Source organism: Streptococcus gordonii (assembly GCF_001553855.1).
Lineage (GTDB): Bacteria > Bacillota > Bacilli > Lactobacillales > Streptococcaceae > Streptococcus > Streptococcus gordonii.
This window is the reverse complement of the sequence record NZ_LQWV01000019.1, coordinates 451-878: the sequence shown is the minus strand read 5'-3', so window position 1 is coordinate 878 and position 428 is coordinate 451. Positions and strand designations below refer to the sequence as shown.

General features: G+C 56.5%; 1 pseudogene. It reads right to left on the bottom strand.

Annotation, left to right across the window (positions count from 1 at the left end):
- Positions 1-428 (bottom strand): annotated as a pseudogene (locus tag AWH02_RS11095) (MSCRAMM family adhesin SdrC); the annotation flags it as partial.

The window sequence follows — 428 nt, the reverse complement described above, 5'->3', positions numbered from 1 at the left end:
TGCGAGCGAATCGGCTTCTACGAGCGCCTCGGTATCTGCGAGTGAGTCTGCATCCACAAGCGCCTCTGTAAGTGCGAGTGAATCAGCGTCTACGAGCGCATCTGTAAGTGCAAGTACGTCCGCGTCGACTAGCGCGTCAGTAAGTGCAAGCACATCCGCTTCCACGAGCGCGTCAGTAAGTGCCAGCACGTCCGCATCGACTAGCGCTTCCGTATCTGCAAGTACCTCAGCCTCCACAAGTGCGTCAGTATCTGCCAGTGAATCCGCATCGACGAGTGCATCAGTAAGTGCGAGTGAATCCGCGTCGACGAGTGCATCGGTAAGTGCCAGCGAATCCGCTTCGACGAGTGCCTCAGTATCAGCAAGCACGTCTGCATCCACAAGTGCCTCAGTAAGTGCAAGTGAATCCGCTTCGACCAGTGCGTCAG